This window comes from Pseudoalteromonas sp. Cn5-37 (assembly GCF_021532495.1).
Taxonomy (GTDB): domain Bacteria; phylum Pseudomonadota; class Gammaproteobacteria; order Enterobacterales; family Alteromonadaceae; genus Pseudoalteromonas; species Pseudoalteromonas simplex.
The window spans coordinates 1-15,012 of sequence record NZ_JAKGBA010000007.1 but is presented as its reverse complement, the minus strand read 5'-3'; the positions used below and the strand labels follow the sequence as shown (position 1 = coordinate 15,012).

General features: G+C 41.5%; 15 protein-coding genes and 2 tRNA genes. 12 read left to right on the top strand and 5 right to left on the bottom strand.

Annotated elements, in window-relative coordinates; all coding sequences use genetic code 11:
- Positions 1-74: 74 nt before the first annotated feature.
- The 6 genes from truA to purF all read left to right on the top strand — a co-directional run bounded on the left by truA (position 75) and on the right by purF (position 5,960).
- Positions 75-869, top strand: coding sequence for a tRNA pseudouridine(38-40) synthase TruA (truA, locus tag L1266_RS10755; RefSeq protein ID WP_235377514.1), 795 nt, complete (start codon positions 75-77; stop codon positions 867-869).
- 158 nt (positions 870-1,027) lie between these two features.
- Positions 1,028-1,903: an acetyl-CoA carboxylase, carboxyltransferase subunit beta gene (accD, locus tag L1266_RS10750; protein WP_054553161.1), complete on the top strand. Its 876-nt coding sequence runs from the start codon at positions 1,028-1,030 to the stop codon at positions 1,901-1,903.
- A gap of 25 nt (positions 1,904-1,928) precedes the next feature.
- A complete protein-coding gene (gene folC, locus L1266_RS10745) occupies positions 1,929-3,194 on the top strand; it encodes a bifunctional tetrahydrofolate synthase/dihydrofolate synthase (RefSeq protein ID WP_235377513.1) in 1,266 nt (421 codons plus the stop codon).
- An 11-nt stretch (positions 3,195-3,205) separates the two neighbouring features.
- On the top strand, positions 3,206-3,859 hold the full coding sequence (locus tag L1266_RS10740; RefSeq protein WP_235377512.1) for an SPOR domain-containing protein: 654 nt from the start codon (positions 3,206-3,208) through the stop codon (positions 3,857-3,859).
- Between the two features lie 61 nt (positions 3,860-3,920).
- Positions 3,921-4,415, top strand: a complete 495-nt coding sequence (locus L1266_RS10735; protein ID WP_036969851.1) for a CvpA family protein — start codon at positions 3,921-3,923, stop codon at positions 4,413-4,415.
- A gap of 18 nt (positions 4,416-4,433) precedes the next feature.
- Positions 4,434-5,960 (top strand): amidophosphoribosyltransferase, encoded by a 1,527-nt coding sequence (purF, locus tag L1266_RS10730; protein WP_054553158.1) that lies wholly within the window; start codon positions 4,434-4,436, stop codon positions 5,958-5,960.
- 82 nt (positions 5,961-6,042) lie between these two features.
- Here purF and L1266_RS10725 read toward each other — a convergent pair whose 3' ends face one another.
- Positions 6,043-6,642 carry a Yip1 family protein gene (locus L1266_RS10725; RefSeq protein WP_054553157.1) on the bottom strand — a complete coding sequence of 200 codons (600 nt, stop codon included), beginning with the start codon at positions 6,640-6,642 and terminating at the stop codon, positions 6,043-6,045.
- Positions 6,643-6,872: 230 nt separating this feature from the next.
- On the opposite strand from L1266_RS10725, the gene miaE reads away from it, so the two are divergent.
- Complete coding sequence (gene miaE / locus L1266_RS10720; protein WP_138599049.1) at positions 6,873-7,631, top strand: tRNA isopentenyl-2-thiomethyl-A-37 hydroxylase MiaE; 759 nt, start codon at positions 6,873-6,875, stop codon at positions 7,629-7,631.
- 72 nt (positions 7,632-7,703) lie between these two features.
- Here the strand turns inward: miaE and L1266_RS10715 are convergent, their stop codons facing one another.
- The 3 genes from L1266_RS10715 to L1266_RS10705 are packed head-to-tail and all read right to left on the bottom strand — an operon-like array spanning position 7,704 to position 9,828.
- Entirely contained in the window at positions 7,704-8,495 is a 792-nt protein-coding gene (locus tag L1266_RS10715) for a transporter substrate-binding domain-containing protein (RefSeq protein WP_235377511.1), read from the bottom strand.
- 51 nt (positions 8,496-8,546) lie between these two features.
- Positions 8,547-9,281, bottom strand: coding sequence for a UDP-2,3-diacylglucosamine diphosphatase (locus L1266_RS10710; RefSeq protein ID WP_166341594.1), 735 nt, complete (start codon positions 9,279-9,281; stop codon positions 8,547-8,549).
- A 55-nt stretch (positions 9,282-9,336) separates the two neighbouring features.
- Complete coding sequence (locus L1266_RS10705; protein ID WP_054553154.1) at positions 9,337-9,828, bottom strand: peptidylprolyl isomerase; 492 nt, start codon at positions 9,826-9,828, stop codon at positions 9,337-9,339.
- Between the two features lie 177 nt (positions 9,829-10,005).
- Here L1266_RS10705 and cysS point away from each other — a divergent pair, with 177 nt between their 5' ends.
- A complete protein-coding gene (cysS, locus tag L1266_RS10700; protein ID WP_054553153.1) occupies positions 10,006-11,385 on the top strand; it encodes a cysteine--tRNA ligase in 1,380 nt (459 codons plus the stop codon).
- 137 nt (positions 11,386-11,522) lie between these two features.
- Positions 11,523-12,407, top strand: a complete 885-nt coding sequence (locus tag L1266_RS10695; protein ID WP_235377510.1) for a DMT family transporter — start codon at positions 11,523-11,525, stop codon at positions 12,405-12,407.
- Between the two features lie 50 nt (positions 12,408-12,457).
- Here the strand turns inward: L1266_RS10695 and folD are convergent, their stop codons facing one another.
- Positions 12,458-13,312, bottom strand: a complete 855-nt coding sequence (gene folD, locus L1266_RS10690) for a bifunctional methylenetetrahydrofolate dehydrogenase/methenyltetrahydrofolate cyclohydrolase FolD (RefSeq protein WP_235377509.1) — start codon at positions 13,310-13,312, stop codon at positions 12,458-12,460.
- A 341-nt stretch (positions 13,313-13,653) separates the two neighbouring features.
- On the opposite strand from folD, the gene L1266_RS10685 reads away from it, so the two are divergent.
- The 3 genes from L1266_RS10685 to L1266_RS10675 all read left to right on the top strand — a co-directional run bounded on the left by L1266_RS10685 (position 13,654) and on the right by L1266_RS10675 (position 14,900).
- Positions 13,654-13,730: transfer RNA gene (locus L1266_RS10685), tRNA-Pro, on the top strand.
- Between the two features lie 153 nt (positions 13,731-13,883).
- Positions 13,884-13,960 (top strand) — tRNA-Arg (locus L1266_RS10680).
- A gap of 145 nt (positions 13,961-14,105) precedes the next feature.
- Positions 14,106-14,900, top strand: a complete 795-nt coding sequence (locus tag L1266_RS10675) for a hypothetical protein (protein WP_235377508.1) — start codon at positions 14,106-14,108, stop codon at positions 14,898-14,900.
- Positions 14,901-15,012: the final 112 nt, after the last annotated feature.

Below are 15,012 nucleotides of genomic sequence, written 5' to 3'. Positions count from 1 at the left end.
GACAGTGGCTTTTATTGCGCTCGTAGATCGCATAAAATGCCCCGTCATTTAGTACAGTAGGTAAATAGAGCATTATGCGAGTAGCACTTGGAGTAGAGTACAACGGCGCGCGTTACAGTGGTTGGCAACGTCAATCACACGTCAATAGCGTACAACAAGAAGTAGAAACGGCGTTGTCGCGTATTTGTAATCATCAAGTCGAAATTGTTTGTGCAGGCCGCACCGATGCGGGTGTACATGGCACTGGGCAGGTGATCCATTTTGATACTCACGCTGAGCGTGAAATGGTCGCGTTTACGATGGGTATGAATACCTTACTGCCAAAAGATATTGCTATTCGCTTTGCCAAGCCTGTAAGCGAAGACTTTCACGCTCGTTTTAGTGCCACAGCACGTCGCTATCGTTATGTGATTTATAATTACACCTATCGCGGCGCTATCATGAGTGAAGGGGTGACCCATTTTCATCACCCATTAGACGAAACTAAAATGCAAGAAGCCTGTCAGTATTTAATAGGTGAGCATGACTTTACTTCGTTTAGAGCACTACACTGCCAAGCAAATACAGCAAATCGTACTATTCACCATTTATCGGTAAAACGCCAAGGTGATTATGTGATCATTGATATCAAAGCCAATGCGTTTTTACATCACATGGTACGAAACATTACCGGGTGTTTGATGGACATAGGTCTTCATAAGCATGAACCTGTGTGGTTAAAAGAATTACTTGATTTAAAAGAGCGCGCTAAGGCAAGTGCAACAGCAAAAGCCGCTGGCCTTTACTTAGTTGACGTGGATTACCCAGAACATTTTGGCATTCCTAAAACACCATTAGGGCCTTTGTTTTTACCTGATTCAGACAGTTAGACTTTAGTAGACTACTACTAAGACCAGTTTTTTATATCGTCTGCGGGTAATTCATGTTTTAATTGAAAAAATCTGTCTGTTTATTTGTTATCAGAAACACAAGCTAGTGTTTCCAATTAAACAGACTGCGACACAGAACAGCATTAAGAGAGTTGCAAATGAGTTGGTTAGAAAAAATCTTACCTAAAACGACTAAATCGTCAGGTCGTAAAGAAATCCCAGAAGGGGTTTGGGCTAAGTGTACAGACTGTGATTCAATTTTATATAAAGCAGAATTAGAAAAAGCACTCAACGTGTGTCCTAAGTGTGATCACCACATGCGTTTAAGTGGCCGTAAACGTCTTGAAAACTTTTTAGATGATGCTGACCGCCAAGAAATTGGTGCAGAGCACGAACCAAAAGACGTATTAAAGTTTAAAGATTCTAAAAAATATTCTGACCGTATTACCCAAGCACAAAAAGCAAGCGGCGAAAAAGACGCACTTGTAGCAATGAAAGGCCGCCTAAAAGGTATTCCTGTTGCTGCTGTTGCTTTTGAGTTCTCGTTTATGGGTGGTTCAATGGCGTCAGTAGTAGGTGCTCGTTTTGTTGAAGCTGTAGATCAATGCTTAGAGCACAACATGCCACTTATTTGTTTCTCTGCATCAGGTGGTGCACGTATGCAAGAAGCACTTATGTCGTTAATGCAAATGGCTAAAACAAGTGCTGCACTTGCAAAAATGAGCGAAAAAGGCTTACCGTTTATTTCAGTATTAACTGATCCAACAATGGGTGGTGTATCTGCATCACTTGCAATGCTTGGTGATGTAAACGTTGCTGAACCTAAAGCGCTTATCGGTTTTGCGGGTCCTCGCGTAATTGAGCAAACAGTACGTGAAACGCTTCCTGAAGGTTTCCAACGCAGTGAATTCTTGCTAGAGCATGGTGCAATCGACATGATTGTAGACCGTCGTGAAATGCGTGACACCCTTGCACGTATCTTAGCGAAATTTATGAACTTGCCTTCTACTGAACAAGAGCATAGAGTAGCGTAAATTTCAGCTTAACTGATTAAACGCTATGACAGAAATCCTTCCTAGCCAATCATCAAGCCTTGATGATTGGCTTTGTTATTTAGAAAGTGTCCATCCTGCTAATATCGAAATGGGTTTAGAGCGCGTAGAACGCGTGGCAAACCAAGTCGGCTTACTCGATACAGCAAGCAAAATAATCCTCATTGCAGGCACAAACGGTAAAGGGACCACAGCCCGTTGCCTAGAAAGTTTATTACTTGCACAGGGTTACAGTGTGGGTACTTATGCTTCGCCGCATCTTATTCGTTATAACGAGCGCGTACGTATTAATGGCCAAGAGCTTGACGATCAATTCCACGTTGATGCTTTCGATATGCTTGAAAAAGGCCGTGGTGACACGCAGCTTACTTATTTTGAGTACGGTACTTTAGGCGCACTGGCTATTTTCAAACGTCACGCCGTTGATTATGTGCTGCTAGAAGTGGGGCTGGGTGGCCGTTTTGATGCGACTAATATAGTGAACCCACATGCTTGTGTGATCACCACCATAGATTTAGACCATAAAGAATACCTAGGTGATACTCGAGAACTTGTTGGTTACGATAAAGCCGGTATTTTCCGTACCAACACACCAGCTATTGTTGGCGATTTAGCGATTCCGCATACAGTGACTGATTATGGTAATGAAATTAACGCTGATATGGTGTTATCAGGCCGTGACTTCATATTCACAGAAGACAGTGAAGGCTTTAACTGGCAGTACCAAGGTAACGATTGGCGCTTAGCTAAGCCTGCTATCCCTTGTCAAAATGCAGCAACCGCGTTGACCTTACTTGCAAAGCTTGAGCTACTACCAAGCGAGCAACAAGTGCGTGATTGCTTAGCGAATCTGACTGTAGAAGGGCGCTTTCAGCAGTTAAGTGAGCAGCCGCTTATTTTTACCGATGTTGCGCATAACCCTGAGTCAGCTCGATATTTGGCACGCAAATTAAGCGTGTATAAAGATCAAGGGTTTAAAATTCATGCATTAGTCGCTATGCTTGCAGATAAAGATAAGGTGGCTGCTATGTCAGCCGTGGCAAATGTTGTTGACCAGTGGTCGTTAGCAAGCTTAGATTGTTTCCGTGGCGATAAAGTTGAGAATCTTGCTAAAGCACTAGCCGAAACCACATCAACAGCGCCTAGTACGCACTATGAGAGTGTTGAAACTGCGCTAGATACGTTATTATCAAATGTTGATGAAAACACGTTAGTGATTGTGTTCGGCTCGTTTATAACTGTGGCTGCAGCCATCAATTACTTTAAAAAATAGAGAGGAAATCGGTGAACGCAGGGTTTATTAATCGCTTAGTAGGCACCACGATTGTGGTTGTGGCGGCTATTGTCTTCATTCCAAACATTTTGGATGGTGAGAAGGTTCATTATAAAGAAGGCTTTAAAGCTATTCCTGAACGCCCTGAGTTCACTACGATAGACTTGCAAGAGGTGATTGATAATAAAGTCGCCTCTGCCGAGCAACCTTCGCAAATTCCGGTTGAAGATACGCAAGCAAACGACGCTGATCTTGTCGCAAATGAAACCCAGCAAATTGATACTGCGCCGCAAATGGTTGAAGCTTCTATCGATGAGCCGGTAATTAACAAAGCTGAGCCAAAAGTTGCAGTGCAAGAGCCTGCCAAGCCAGTCGCTAAAGCCCCTGAGCCAACCCGTAAGCCAGAAGAGAACCTCACACAAATGGCTTATGTTATTCAACTGGGCAGTTTTTCTCACGCACCTAATGTGAAATCACTACAAGAAAAATTAAAAGCGAATGGTTTCAAAACCTTCACTCGCCCAATCAAAACCCCGAACGGCACTCTGACAAAAGTCTTTGTAGGACCTTCACTTAACAAGAAAGAGTTAGAAAGTAAGCTTACTGAGTTAAAGCAGTTAACCAAGTTAAACGGCAAAGTTACTCAGTTTGAAATTACAAAATGATCTGGCATTTTGAGTATACCTCTTATAGAATGCGCCCCAAATTAACGACTAGTTGGTTCTTATGATCTGGGTTGATTACGCCATACTTGGCATTATTGCACTATCCACTATCATCGGCTTAATACGTGGCTTTGTAAAAGAAGCAATGTCATTAGCTGTATGGGCTGGCGCATTTATCATCTCTAGTTTGTTTTACCAATATTTAGCATCCTTCCTAACAAGTATTTCAGAACCCCTTTTAAGAAATGCAGCCGCAATAGCCATATTATTCTTTGCGACACTCCTGTTGGGTGGGTTACTAAACTATATTTTAGGTGAACTTGTACAACGTACTGGTTTATCTGGCACAGACCGTGTTTTCGGCATAGTGTTTGGTGCTCTTCGTGGCGTGTTGGTCGTAAGCGCGTTACTCTTCTTTCTTGATGCTTTTACCGGTGCACCTAATACGCATTGGTGGGGCAACTCTATTTTGATTCCAGAATTTGGCTTTGTTGTTGAGTGGTTCTTCTCGTACCTCGAAAACAACTCGAGCTTTTTAAATTCTGTAAACCGTTAATCGGCGAGGATAAATTTAATGTGTGGTATCGTTGGCATAGTCGGAACTTCTCCTGTTAATCAGGCGTTATATGACGGCTTAACTGTTTTGCAACACCGCGGTCAAGATGCAGCTGGCATCATTACCATTGAAAACAACACGTTTAGCTTACGTAAAGCCAATGGCCTTGTAAAAGATGTATTTCATACACGTCATATGAAACGTCTGCAAGGTACAATTGGTATTGGCCATGTTCGCTACCCGACAGCTGGTTCTTCTAGCTCGTCTGAAGCGCAACCTTTCTATGTTAACTCGCCATTTGGTATCGCACTTGCGCACAATGGTAACTTAACGAACGCAGAAGCATTAAAGCAGCAATTATTTTCAGAAGCTCGCCGTCATGTTAATACAACATCTGACTCTGAAATTTTACTTAACATCGTGGCACATGAGTTAAGCAAATCTAATAAGCTAAAACTTGATGCTGAAGATATCTTCACTGCGATTACTGAAGTGAATAATAAAGTAACCGGTGGTTATGCAACGATTGCAATGATCATCGGTCACGGTATTGTTGCGTTTCGTGATCCGAACGGTATTCGCCCATTAGTATTTGGTAAGCGTGAAACTGCAAATGGTACTGAGTACATGTTTGCATCAGAAAGCGTTGCTTTAAAAACAGATGGCTTTGAGTTTGTTCGTGACGTTGCACCAGGTGAAGCAATTTACGTAACTGAAGATGGTCAACTTTTCTCACAAGCGTGTGCTGAAAAAGCAACTTACTCGCCGTGTATCTTTGAGTTTGTTTACTTTGCACGCCCAGATTCAACAATTGACCGTATGTCTGTTTATGCAACACGTGTAAACATGGGTACTAAGTTAGGTGAGAAAATCGCACGTGAATGGGCTGACAAAGACATCGACGTGGTTATTCCAATTCCAGAAACATCATGTGACGTAGCACTTGAGATTGCATCAGCCCTTAACCTGCCATACCGCCAAGGTTTTGTTAAAAACCGCTACATTGGCCGTACGTTTATCATGCCAGGCCAAGAAATGCGTAAGAAGTCAGTTCGTCAAAAACTGAATGCCATTGACCGTGAGTTCAAAGGTAAAAACGTATTACTTGTTGATGACTCAATTGTTCGTGGTACAACGTCAGCGCAAATCGTTGAGATGGCCCGAGAGTCAGGTGCTAAGAACGTTTACTTCGCATCAGCAGCGCCAGAGATTCGCTTCCCGAACGTTTACGGTATTGATATGCCATCGGCAGCTGAGCTAATTGCTCATGGCCGTGAAGTTGAAGATATCAACGCAAGCATTGGTGCAGATGGTCTTATCTATCAATCGCTAGATGACTTAATCTCAGCAGTAAGCCAAGAAAACCCAGAAATCACCCGTTTTGAAACATCAGTATTTGATGGTCAATACATCACAGGTGATATCGACCAAGATTACCTAAACCACATTGACCGTTTACGTAATGATTCAGCGAAATCAACTCGTGAAAATGCGATGTCAGCAAGTTTAGAGTTACATAACCAAGAAGAAAACAGCGCTGATTAATCAGCCTTGATTTGACTGGTATAAAAAAGGAGCTTTACAGCTCCTTTTTTGTTTATGGAAAGAAAGGAAAATAACAATGAACTTAAGTAAACATAGGGTGGACAATTCCGTTAGTCCATAAAATAGCTGTCGCAGCTAAAATAATTACTAATAAAATCAGCCCGCACGTGACTACTGAACTGGCATAGATAAAACCTCGCTCTTCAGGAATATGCATTAAAATTGGCACTCCTGTATAGAGCAAGTAAACTGAGTAGGCCAGTGCTACAAGACCTACACACACCACAAACCATAGCTCAGGTAAGAATGCCGCAAATGAAGACATAAATACTGGCGTGGCTGTATACGCAGCAAGTTCTAGGGTTTGTGTAAAGGTGGGTTTTGCACCAAAGGTCACTGCCATCCAATGAGCTAAGTATGCAAGTGCAAACACGCCCGCAATTAGTGCAAAGTACATCGCAACCGCGATAAGTAATGCACTATCATGGGTTAGATATACTGCTTCACCTGCGCCAATACTCCAGCCCAAATAAACTGATGAATAGTAGCCCATGAGTGAAGGGATACAAGCAATTAATAAAATGTGCGATAAGCTATAGCGCAAGCTTTCGTGACGGTTATCAATTGTCTGCCATTCTTCGAGTGGGTGAGCGTATAAGCCCCATAAGTGGTTTAGAATCATAATCATTGCCCCTGTAAAAAAGGAATATGAGCTGTTTTATTTTTGTACAGCTTTGATTAAGTTATGGTTCAGTAATTAAATCTTGTCAAGAAGCTGAAATAATCGATATAGCCGATTAAATGTAACTCTTTAGTGCATATAGAAAATTACTTTGCACTGATGTGGGTCATGGAATGCGGGCTAATTTATGTGATAAAATCGAATTAAGATTTTTGATGAGAAGTTATTCAGTGCCTTATTCTGATTTATTAGCGCCCATTCATTCTTTTTTAAAGTGCGAAACGCCTGATGAGTGGATTGCTGCGGCAACCAAAAAAGAAAACTTAGATGTGGTTTTAATTGATCACCTAATTTGTGAATTAAAAGCAGCCCAGTCTGCGATGTTTTTAATTCGTAAGTATGCAGTTGATAAAGAAAGTAGTGATGCGTTGCTTGAGTGGTTAAAACCCTTTGAAACGCTTGTTTATAAGCGTGAAGGTGATTGGCGAGAGCTTGCAGATAAAAACAAGCTGACTAAATCAATGATCCCAAAATCGAATTCACCTTACGGGCAAGACCTTATCGATAAAATGGTGATGCTTATAAAAGAAGAGCTTCATCACTTTTATCAAGTGCTTGAGATCATGGATGAATACGGCATTGAATATAAAAGCATTACCCCATGTCGTTATGCCAAAGGAATGCTGCGCCATGTAAAAACTTACGAGCCTGATGCTTTGGTAGATAAATTAATTATCGGTGCTTACATCGAAGCCCGCTCATGCGAGCGTTTTGCTAAATTAGCCCCGCATGTTGATAAGCGCTTAGGTGACTTTTATATTTCACTACTGCGCTCTGAAGCGCGTCATTACCAAGACTATTTATCTCTTGCACAAGAAATCAGTGAGTTTGATATCACTGAGCGTGTTGAATTTTTTGGTCTGCTTGAAGCTGAGCTTATATCAACTCCTGACGAAGACTTTAAATTTCATAGTGGTGTGCCAGCTTAGGTAAGCTTTTTTGAGTACCTATGTATCACAAGTAAGCTCAGTTCCTTAAAATTTGAATTCTTATTACCGCAACTAGCGCAGGTTTCTGCTTAATAATTGAGTTAATTGACGAGTTTGCTCGTCAGTAAACTCATAGCTTTGGAGAATCTCTTCTAGTTCACCTGAAGCCACAATCGCTTTTAGACCTAAATGTAAGCTACGTTGAAATTGCTTTGCTTGGGGATGATTTTTGTCGCTGATCACGTGTAAATTTTGCGTAGCTAAAGTCGGGGTAATATATTCAACTTCTACTTGCTTTGCTTGTTGTAACCGCTCGCTGTTGCTGAGCCAATACAAAGCGACTTCTTTTGTGCCTGCAACTAAATCAACGCGGCCATGTTTTAGTAGTAATAAGCTATCAATTAAGCTATCAGTGGTTGTTACAGTAAGCTCTGGGTGTTGTTCAAACTCTGGGCTAACTGCATAGTCTTCTCCTTTACTAATCGTATAGGGTTTTAGTGAATATAGTGAGCCAGTAAAAGTTATCTCGCTGCCTGCGCGTTTAAAAAGTACTGTGTGAGCTGTCGCAATAGGTTGTGAATAAATAAAGCTTCGCGTTCTTAACTCAGTATAATAAGCCCCGAGTACTGCCACACGTCTATGTCGTTTTGCCAGTTTTAATGCTCGAGCCCACTGAGTATATTCGATAGAGGCTTTTTGATTTTGTGTTTTCAGTGCTGCAATGATCACTTCATGAAGCCAGCCAGGCTTGTGTTGTTCACCAATAAAATAGGGTGGGAATGGTTCAGTGACCAATTGCCAAGTTTGGCAGTGGACTGAAAAGCTGAACAGTAAACAGCAACAGAAAAGGCTTAATCGGTTCATAAACAGAGAAGGTATTTAACATTACTGTTTACAGCATAGTTAAAAATACGCTTATTTAAAGGGCGTATGGACTAGTTTTTGTTTTTCAGGAGTAGCTCTTAAGTATGAACCTTGTTCATACCAGTCACCCAGTACAGTGCGGGTTAGCGTTTTACCATTTATATTATAGTGATGTACATTGGGGCGGTGGGTATGACCGTGGATCATATTAGCAACCTGATGCTTTTCAAACATGGCTAGTACTGCATCTTCAGTTACATCTAAAATCTCTAACGCTTTGCCAGCTTGGCTTTGTTTTGATTTTTCGCGGGCGTTACGGGCAATCCTTTTGCGATACCAAAGCGGCATAGCAAGCATTAATTTTGGCCACCACCAACCACGGCTTTTTTTACGAAACTTCTGATATTCAATATCTTGAGTGCACATTTCATCACCGTGCAAGATAACTGTTGGAGTACCGTATAAATCAATAACAACTTGTTCAGGTAGTAAAGTCATACTTGCGCTTTTTGCATAGTCTTCTCGCATAATGAAATCGCGATTACCATGGATAAAAAACACCTCAGTACCACTTTCACTGACTTGGCTTAAACGTGCGGCAACACTCTTTGAAAGGTCAGTTTGATAGTCATCACCGACCCATACTTCAAAAAAATCACCCAAAATATACAGCGCATCAACGTCATCATTAATAATCTTGTTATCAAGAAAATCAAAAAATGCCGCAGTGATGTCTGGGCGGTTTTCTGTTAAATGGAGATCGGCAATAAAATAACTTTGTTTCATGGTTACTCGCAAAAAAGCGGGCAACAGGCCCGCTCAAAAAGACTAAACGATTTAATTAGCTAACCGTTACTTTTTCGATGATAACATCTTCAAGAGGTACGTCTTGGTGGAAGCCAGCGCTGCCAGTAGCAACACCTTTGATTTTGTTTACCACGTCCATACCTTCAACAACTTCTGCGAACACGCAGTAGCCCCAGCCTTGTGATGTTTCACTGCTGAAGTTTAAGAAGTCATTGTCGTTAACGTTAATGAAGAACTGCGCAGTCGCTGAATGTGGATCCGGCGTACGTGCCATTGCTAATGTGCCCACTTTATTTGCAAGGCCGTTGTTTGCTTCATTTTCGATAGGGTTGTTTACTTCTTTTTGAACCATACCCGGCTCAAAACCACCGCCTTGTACCATAAAACCATCGATTACACGGTGGAAGATAGTACCGTTGTAAAAGCCAGCGCTGGCATACTCTAAGAAGTTTTTAACTGTGTTTGGTGCATCGCTTTCGTGCATCTTGATAGTGATGTCACCAAAGTTTGTGTGTAGTACAACCATGAGGTTTCCTATATCAGGTTTAATAATGGGGCTATTTTATAGTAGTTGTGTTTGATTAACAAAGAGCTTGTTTAAAACGATTAACAAACTGCTTATTCAATTGATAAAGCGCTAGAGCAGCGGCTTTGCAAGTGTTACCATAGAGAATCTCGAAACACCGTTAAGGACATTTTATAAATGGTACAAATTTACAACACACTTACGCGACAAAAAGAGCAGTTTAAACCCCTTGTTGATGGCAAAATCGACATGTACGTGTGTGGTATCACCATTTATGATTACTGTCACATCGGTCATGCTCGTACTTTCGTTGGTTTTGACGTGATTGTGCGTTACCTACGCCACATCGGTTACGATTTAAAATACGTTCGTAACATCACTGATGTTGACGACAAAATCATTAAACGTGCTAACGAAAATGGTGAGTCAATTAATGATTTAACGACTCGTATGACCAAAGCCATGCATGAAGATTTCGACAGCTTAAATATGCTGCGTCCAGATGTTGAGCCTACAGTAACAAACCATATGGATGAAATCATCGCGATGGTTGAGCGTCTAATTGCCAAAGGCCATGCGTATGTTGCTGCAGATGGTGATGTATTGTTTGACGTATCAACTTTTGAGCAATACGGTGCTTTATCACAACAAGACCTAACCATGCTACAGGCTGGTTCACGTGTTGAAGTTGCACAAGATAAGCAAGATCCACTTGATTTCGTGCTTTGGAAAAAAGCCAAGCCAGAAGAGCCGTCATGGTCTTCACCATGGGGTGAGGGTCGTCCTGGTTGGCATATCGAATGTTCAGCAATGAGCTCTAAGCACTTAGGCGAACATTTTGATATTCACGGTGGTGGATCAGATTTACAGTTCCCGCACCATGAAAACGAAATTGCTCAGTCATGCTGTGCAAATAACGGCAAGTACGTGAATACGTGGATCCACACAGGTATGGTACAGGTTAATAAAGAGAAGATGTCTAAGTCATTAAACAACTTCTTTACCGTACGTGACGTATTAAAAGAATACGATGCTGAATCAGTTCGTTATTTCTTAATATCAGGTCATTACCGTAGCCAGCTTAACTATTCGCAAGAAAACCTTGAGCAAGCACGTTCGTCACTTGAACGTATTTACACTGCACTGCGCGGGGTAACGCCAATCGAATGCGATTTAGCTAGCAATGAATATGTGGCTAAATTCAGAAAAGCGATGGATGATGACTTCAACACACCAGAAGCACTACCCGTGTTATTTGAACTAGCAAAAGAGCTAAACCGTGTTAAAGACAGTGATGCAGAGCAAGCTGGTAAGCTCGCTTATGTACTACGCAGTGTTGCAGAGGTACTAGGCGTTGCACAACAAGATCCAGAAGCCTTTTTACAAGGTGGCCAAGCTGATGATGAAGTAGCACACATCGAAGCGTTAATAGCAAAACGTAATGAAGCCCGCGCAAACAAAGATTGGGCGGCAGCTGATGAAGCCCGCGATGCATTGAATGCACTTGGTGTGGTACTCGAAGATTCTGCTGGTAAAACAACGTGGCGTAAAGCCTAAGTATCCATCGAAAGATAACTCATTAAAAAAGGTTGCCAACGAGGCAACCTTTTTTGTTTTTAACTCGATACAGCTATTGACCTCAACTTTACTTGAGGTTTTACCTTGTCATCTCTTCGTATTAACAAGGACAGACATTGAATATTTTATTTGCCATGATCCCCGCCTTTTTATGGGGCACCACCTATGCCGTGACCAAATATGCCACACCTGATTGGCCGCCACTTTTATTAGGCGCATTGCGTGCACTACCTGCAGGGTTGTTACTTTTATTACTTAAACCTAGTTTGCCAACCCGTTCGCAGTGGCCAAGTTTGTTAACGCTAGGTGCTGTGAATATCGCGTTGTTTTTTGCCTTTATTTTTATCATGGCAGTAAACCTTCCTGCAGCTATAGCTGGGGTAGGGATGGTGTCTGTGCCGGTTGTGGCTTTGATATATGCTTGGCTTACTAAAGGACATCGCCCTGCAAAAATTCAAGCATTCTGCGCTATGGCGCTGGTGGTATTGGCATGGTTGTTGTTTGACCCAGCACACGTGTCATTAAATGTATTGGGAGTGGCTGCTTTATTTGGGGCCTTACTGACTATTGTGATTGGTAGCACCTTAGTACAGAGTTTGTCGGTGCATATTCATTGGTGGGTTGTGCTTACCTGGCAGTTAATCATTGGCGGCACTATTTTATTATTGGCTGCGTTTATTGATGGCAGTTTACTTCACCCAGAGCAATACCAAGTGGTATTTGAGCCTATCTCAGCGCTGCAATATTCGGCATTATTTTGGTTAATCGTGCCCAATACTGCCATCGCTTATATTCTGTATGTTTGGTTATTAGGACGCATGACTGTAGCTGAGTTTTCATTCGGAACGATAGCTAACCCAATTGCGGGAATCGTATGCGCTGTTTTACTCATAAACGAACAATATCAAGACTGGCAATACCTATTGATGTTTATGATGATTGTGTTTTCAGTGCTCCCCCAGATGTTAAAGCTCAGGCTGTTCAAACTACAAAAAACTTAAAATCAAAAAAGGCTGCCAATTGGCAGCCTTTTGCAATAATTTAGCTCTTCTTAGCTGTGGTACTTTTCACACGCTTCAAGGGTGTTTTCGATTAAGCTTGCCACAGTCATTGGACCAACACCACCTGGTACTGGTGTAATGAAATGTGCTTTTTGTTCAGCGATATCGTATTCAACATCACCAACAAGCTTGCCAGATTCAAGGCGGTTAATACCTACATCGATTACAATAGCACCTTCTTTAACCCAATCACCCGGAATAAACTCAGGTTTACCCACCGCTACAACTAACAAATCAGCGCGGCGAACATGCGTTTCTAAATCTTGAGTAAACTTATGACAAACCGTTGTTGTACAGCCTGCAAGTAAAAGCTCAAGTGACATAGGACGACCAACAATGTTTGATGCACCAACAACAACTGCGTGCATACCTTTGTAGCGAACACCGGTAGAGTCGAGTAGGGTGATAATCCCCTTCGGCGTACAAGGACGAAGTGCCGGCATACGCTGAGCTAAACGACCAATGTTATAAGGGTGGAAACCATCAACATCTTTATGTGGTGTGATGCGTTCAAGAATTTTTTCAGCATCAAGACCTTGTGGTAAAGGTAACTGTACTAAGATACCGTCTACTTCTTTGTCTTCGTTTAGTTGACCTATTAATGCAAGTAAGTCTTGCTCAGTTGTGTCGCCAGGTAAATCGTAAGACTTAGATACAAAGCCGACTTCTTCACATGCTTTACGTTTAGAACCAACATACACTTGGCTAGCTGGATCTTGACCAACTAACACAACTGCTAGTCCTGGAGCGCGTAATCCATTCGCTACACGCTCTGCAACTCGCTCTGCTACATTGCTGCGTACTTGTTTAGCTATTGCCTTACCATCGATGATGTTTGCCGTCATGGGTGACCTTTAATTGGGGTTAGTTAACTTGATACTGATACATCTAAATATGATTATCCAATAAAGGGGGCGTGGATACACAAATCATGTTTGTTTGATCATATTTATTTATGCTGCGTATTTTCGCAGAAAAGCATCATAGCGCCAAGATGCAATCTTATATAAAGCGCTACTTTATAAAAAAGAGTTCAAATTTTAGCTTATATTTGCAATATTTAACCATTATGAACTAAAAGTGACCGATTGAATTATTTTCTTAAAAAAATGTTTGACCTGACTCGGTCAAATCACTATTATGCACCCCGTTGTTAACGAGGTCACTCGCAAACAACAGTAAGCATCGGCGATTAGCGCAGTTTGGTAGCGCACTTGGTTTGGGTCCAAGGGGTCGCAGGTTCAAATCCTGCATCGCCGACCACTTCTTCTTTAAGAAGCGGCGCTTACAGGCAAACTTATGAAGTTTTCGATGCGCCCGTAGCTCAGCTGGATAGAGCAACGCCCTTCTAAGGCGTTGGTCGAAGGTTCTTATATCAACCTACTGTGTTAGTGCATGTTGAAAAGTTAATATAAAGTCCGTTTAGCTCAGCTGGATAGAGCAATGCCCTTCTAAGGCATCGGTCCGGGGTTCGAATCCCTGAACGGACGCCATCTTACTCCCTCATTTACTAATTATTTATCAAGCATTTAAATCAAAAGCACAACTTTAAAGTATTTTATAGATATTTCTTTTATATGCACTTTTATGCACTATAATAGGTTTAAGTTAAACCTTAAAGAGCTTAGTGCATACATAATGATCAGCAAAATCGAATATAAAGTTCATAACGGCTTCTCATCATTTGCTTTGTTCCATCAGGAGCTTGGAGTATTAGAAGAACCGAAGCAATACATTGAAGCACTAGCACTAGCTCAAGAACCATCAAACACTATCAAAGCTATTGCTCAAGATCTAAAAACATTCTTCGAGTATATTTACACTTTTCCTATAGTTTGCGAAAAATATAAAAATCTTAAAGCAGGCTTGTTATCCAGAACTGTTTTAGCAGACCTGATACTTTCGTATCCTATTTATCTTAAAGAAGGCGAATATGCTGATGGCTTTATAGGTGAGATTGCGAGGCTTACAGGGCAAGAACCTAAAAAAGCCACATCATGTTCTAGAATGCTTAGCTCGGTTAGTCAATTTGTAAAGGATTCTGCAATTCTACAATCAGAACTCACTGTGATGAAAGAAAGTGGGTTGCTAAATATCGACGTTGAAGCCGACATTATGTTCTCAGAATTGACGACAAGAAGAGTGCTAAACCAAAGTCAGGCCAATGCATTAATAGCAAATTCGATGATGGCAGGAGTCCTCTCAGGGGGGCCAAAGTATGTTCAAAGCTCGTTGTTTAAAACTGTTGGCTCTACTGCTGGTAATCAAGATTTTTATAATAAGGCTTTTCCACTTGATTTAGCTGAGGAGCTTATAGACCAAACATCAAACTATCGGGATATTTGTTTATGGGCTTTATTAGCTGGGACGGGTGTACGTCAATCTGAAGGACTACAACTATTAATGGCAGATGTGAACCCCGAATTCAGATAATAAGTGCACCACTCATGGTTAAACGGTGAGAAGAGATCAACTGCCTGTTGGTGGTACTCTGTAATCGCCAAAAAACAAGAGTAGATACCATGAGTTACAAGCAGTTGATCGA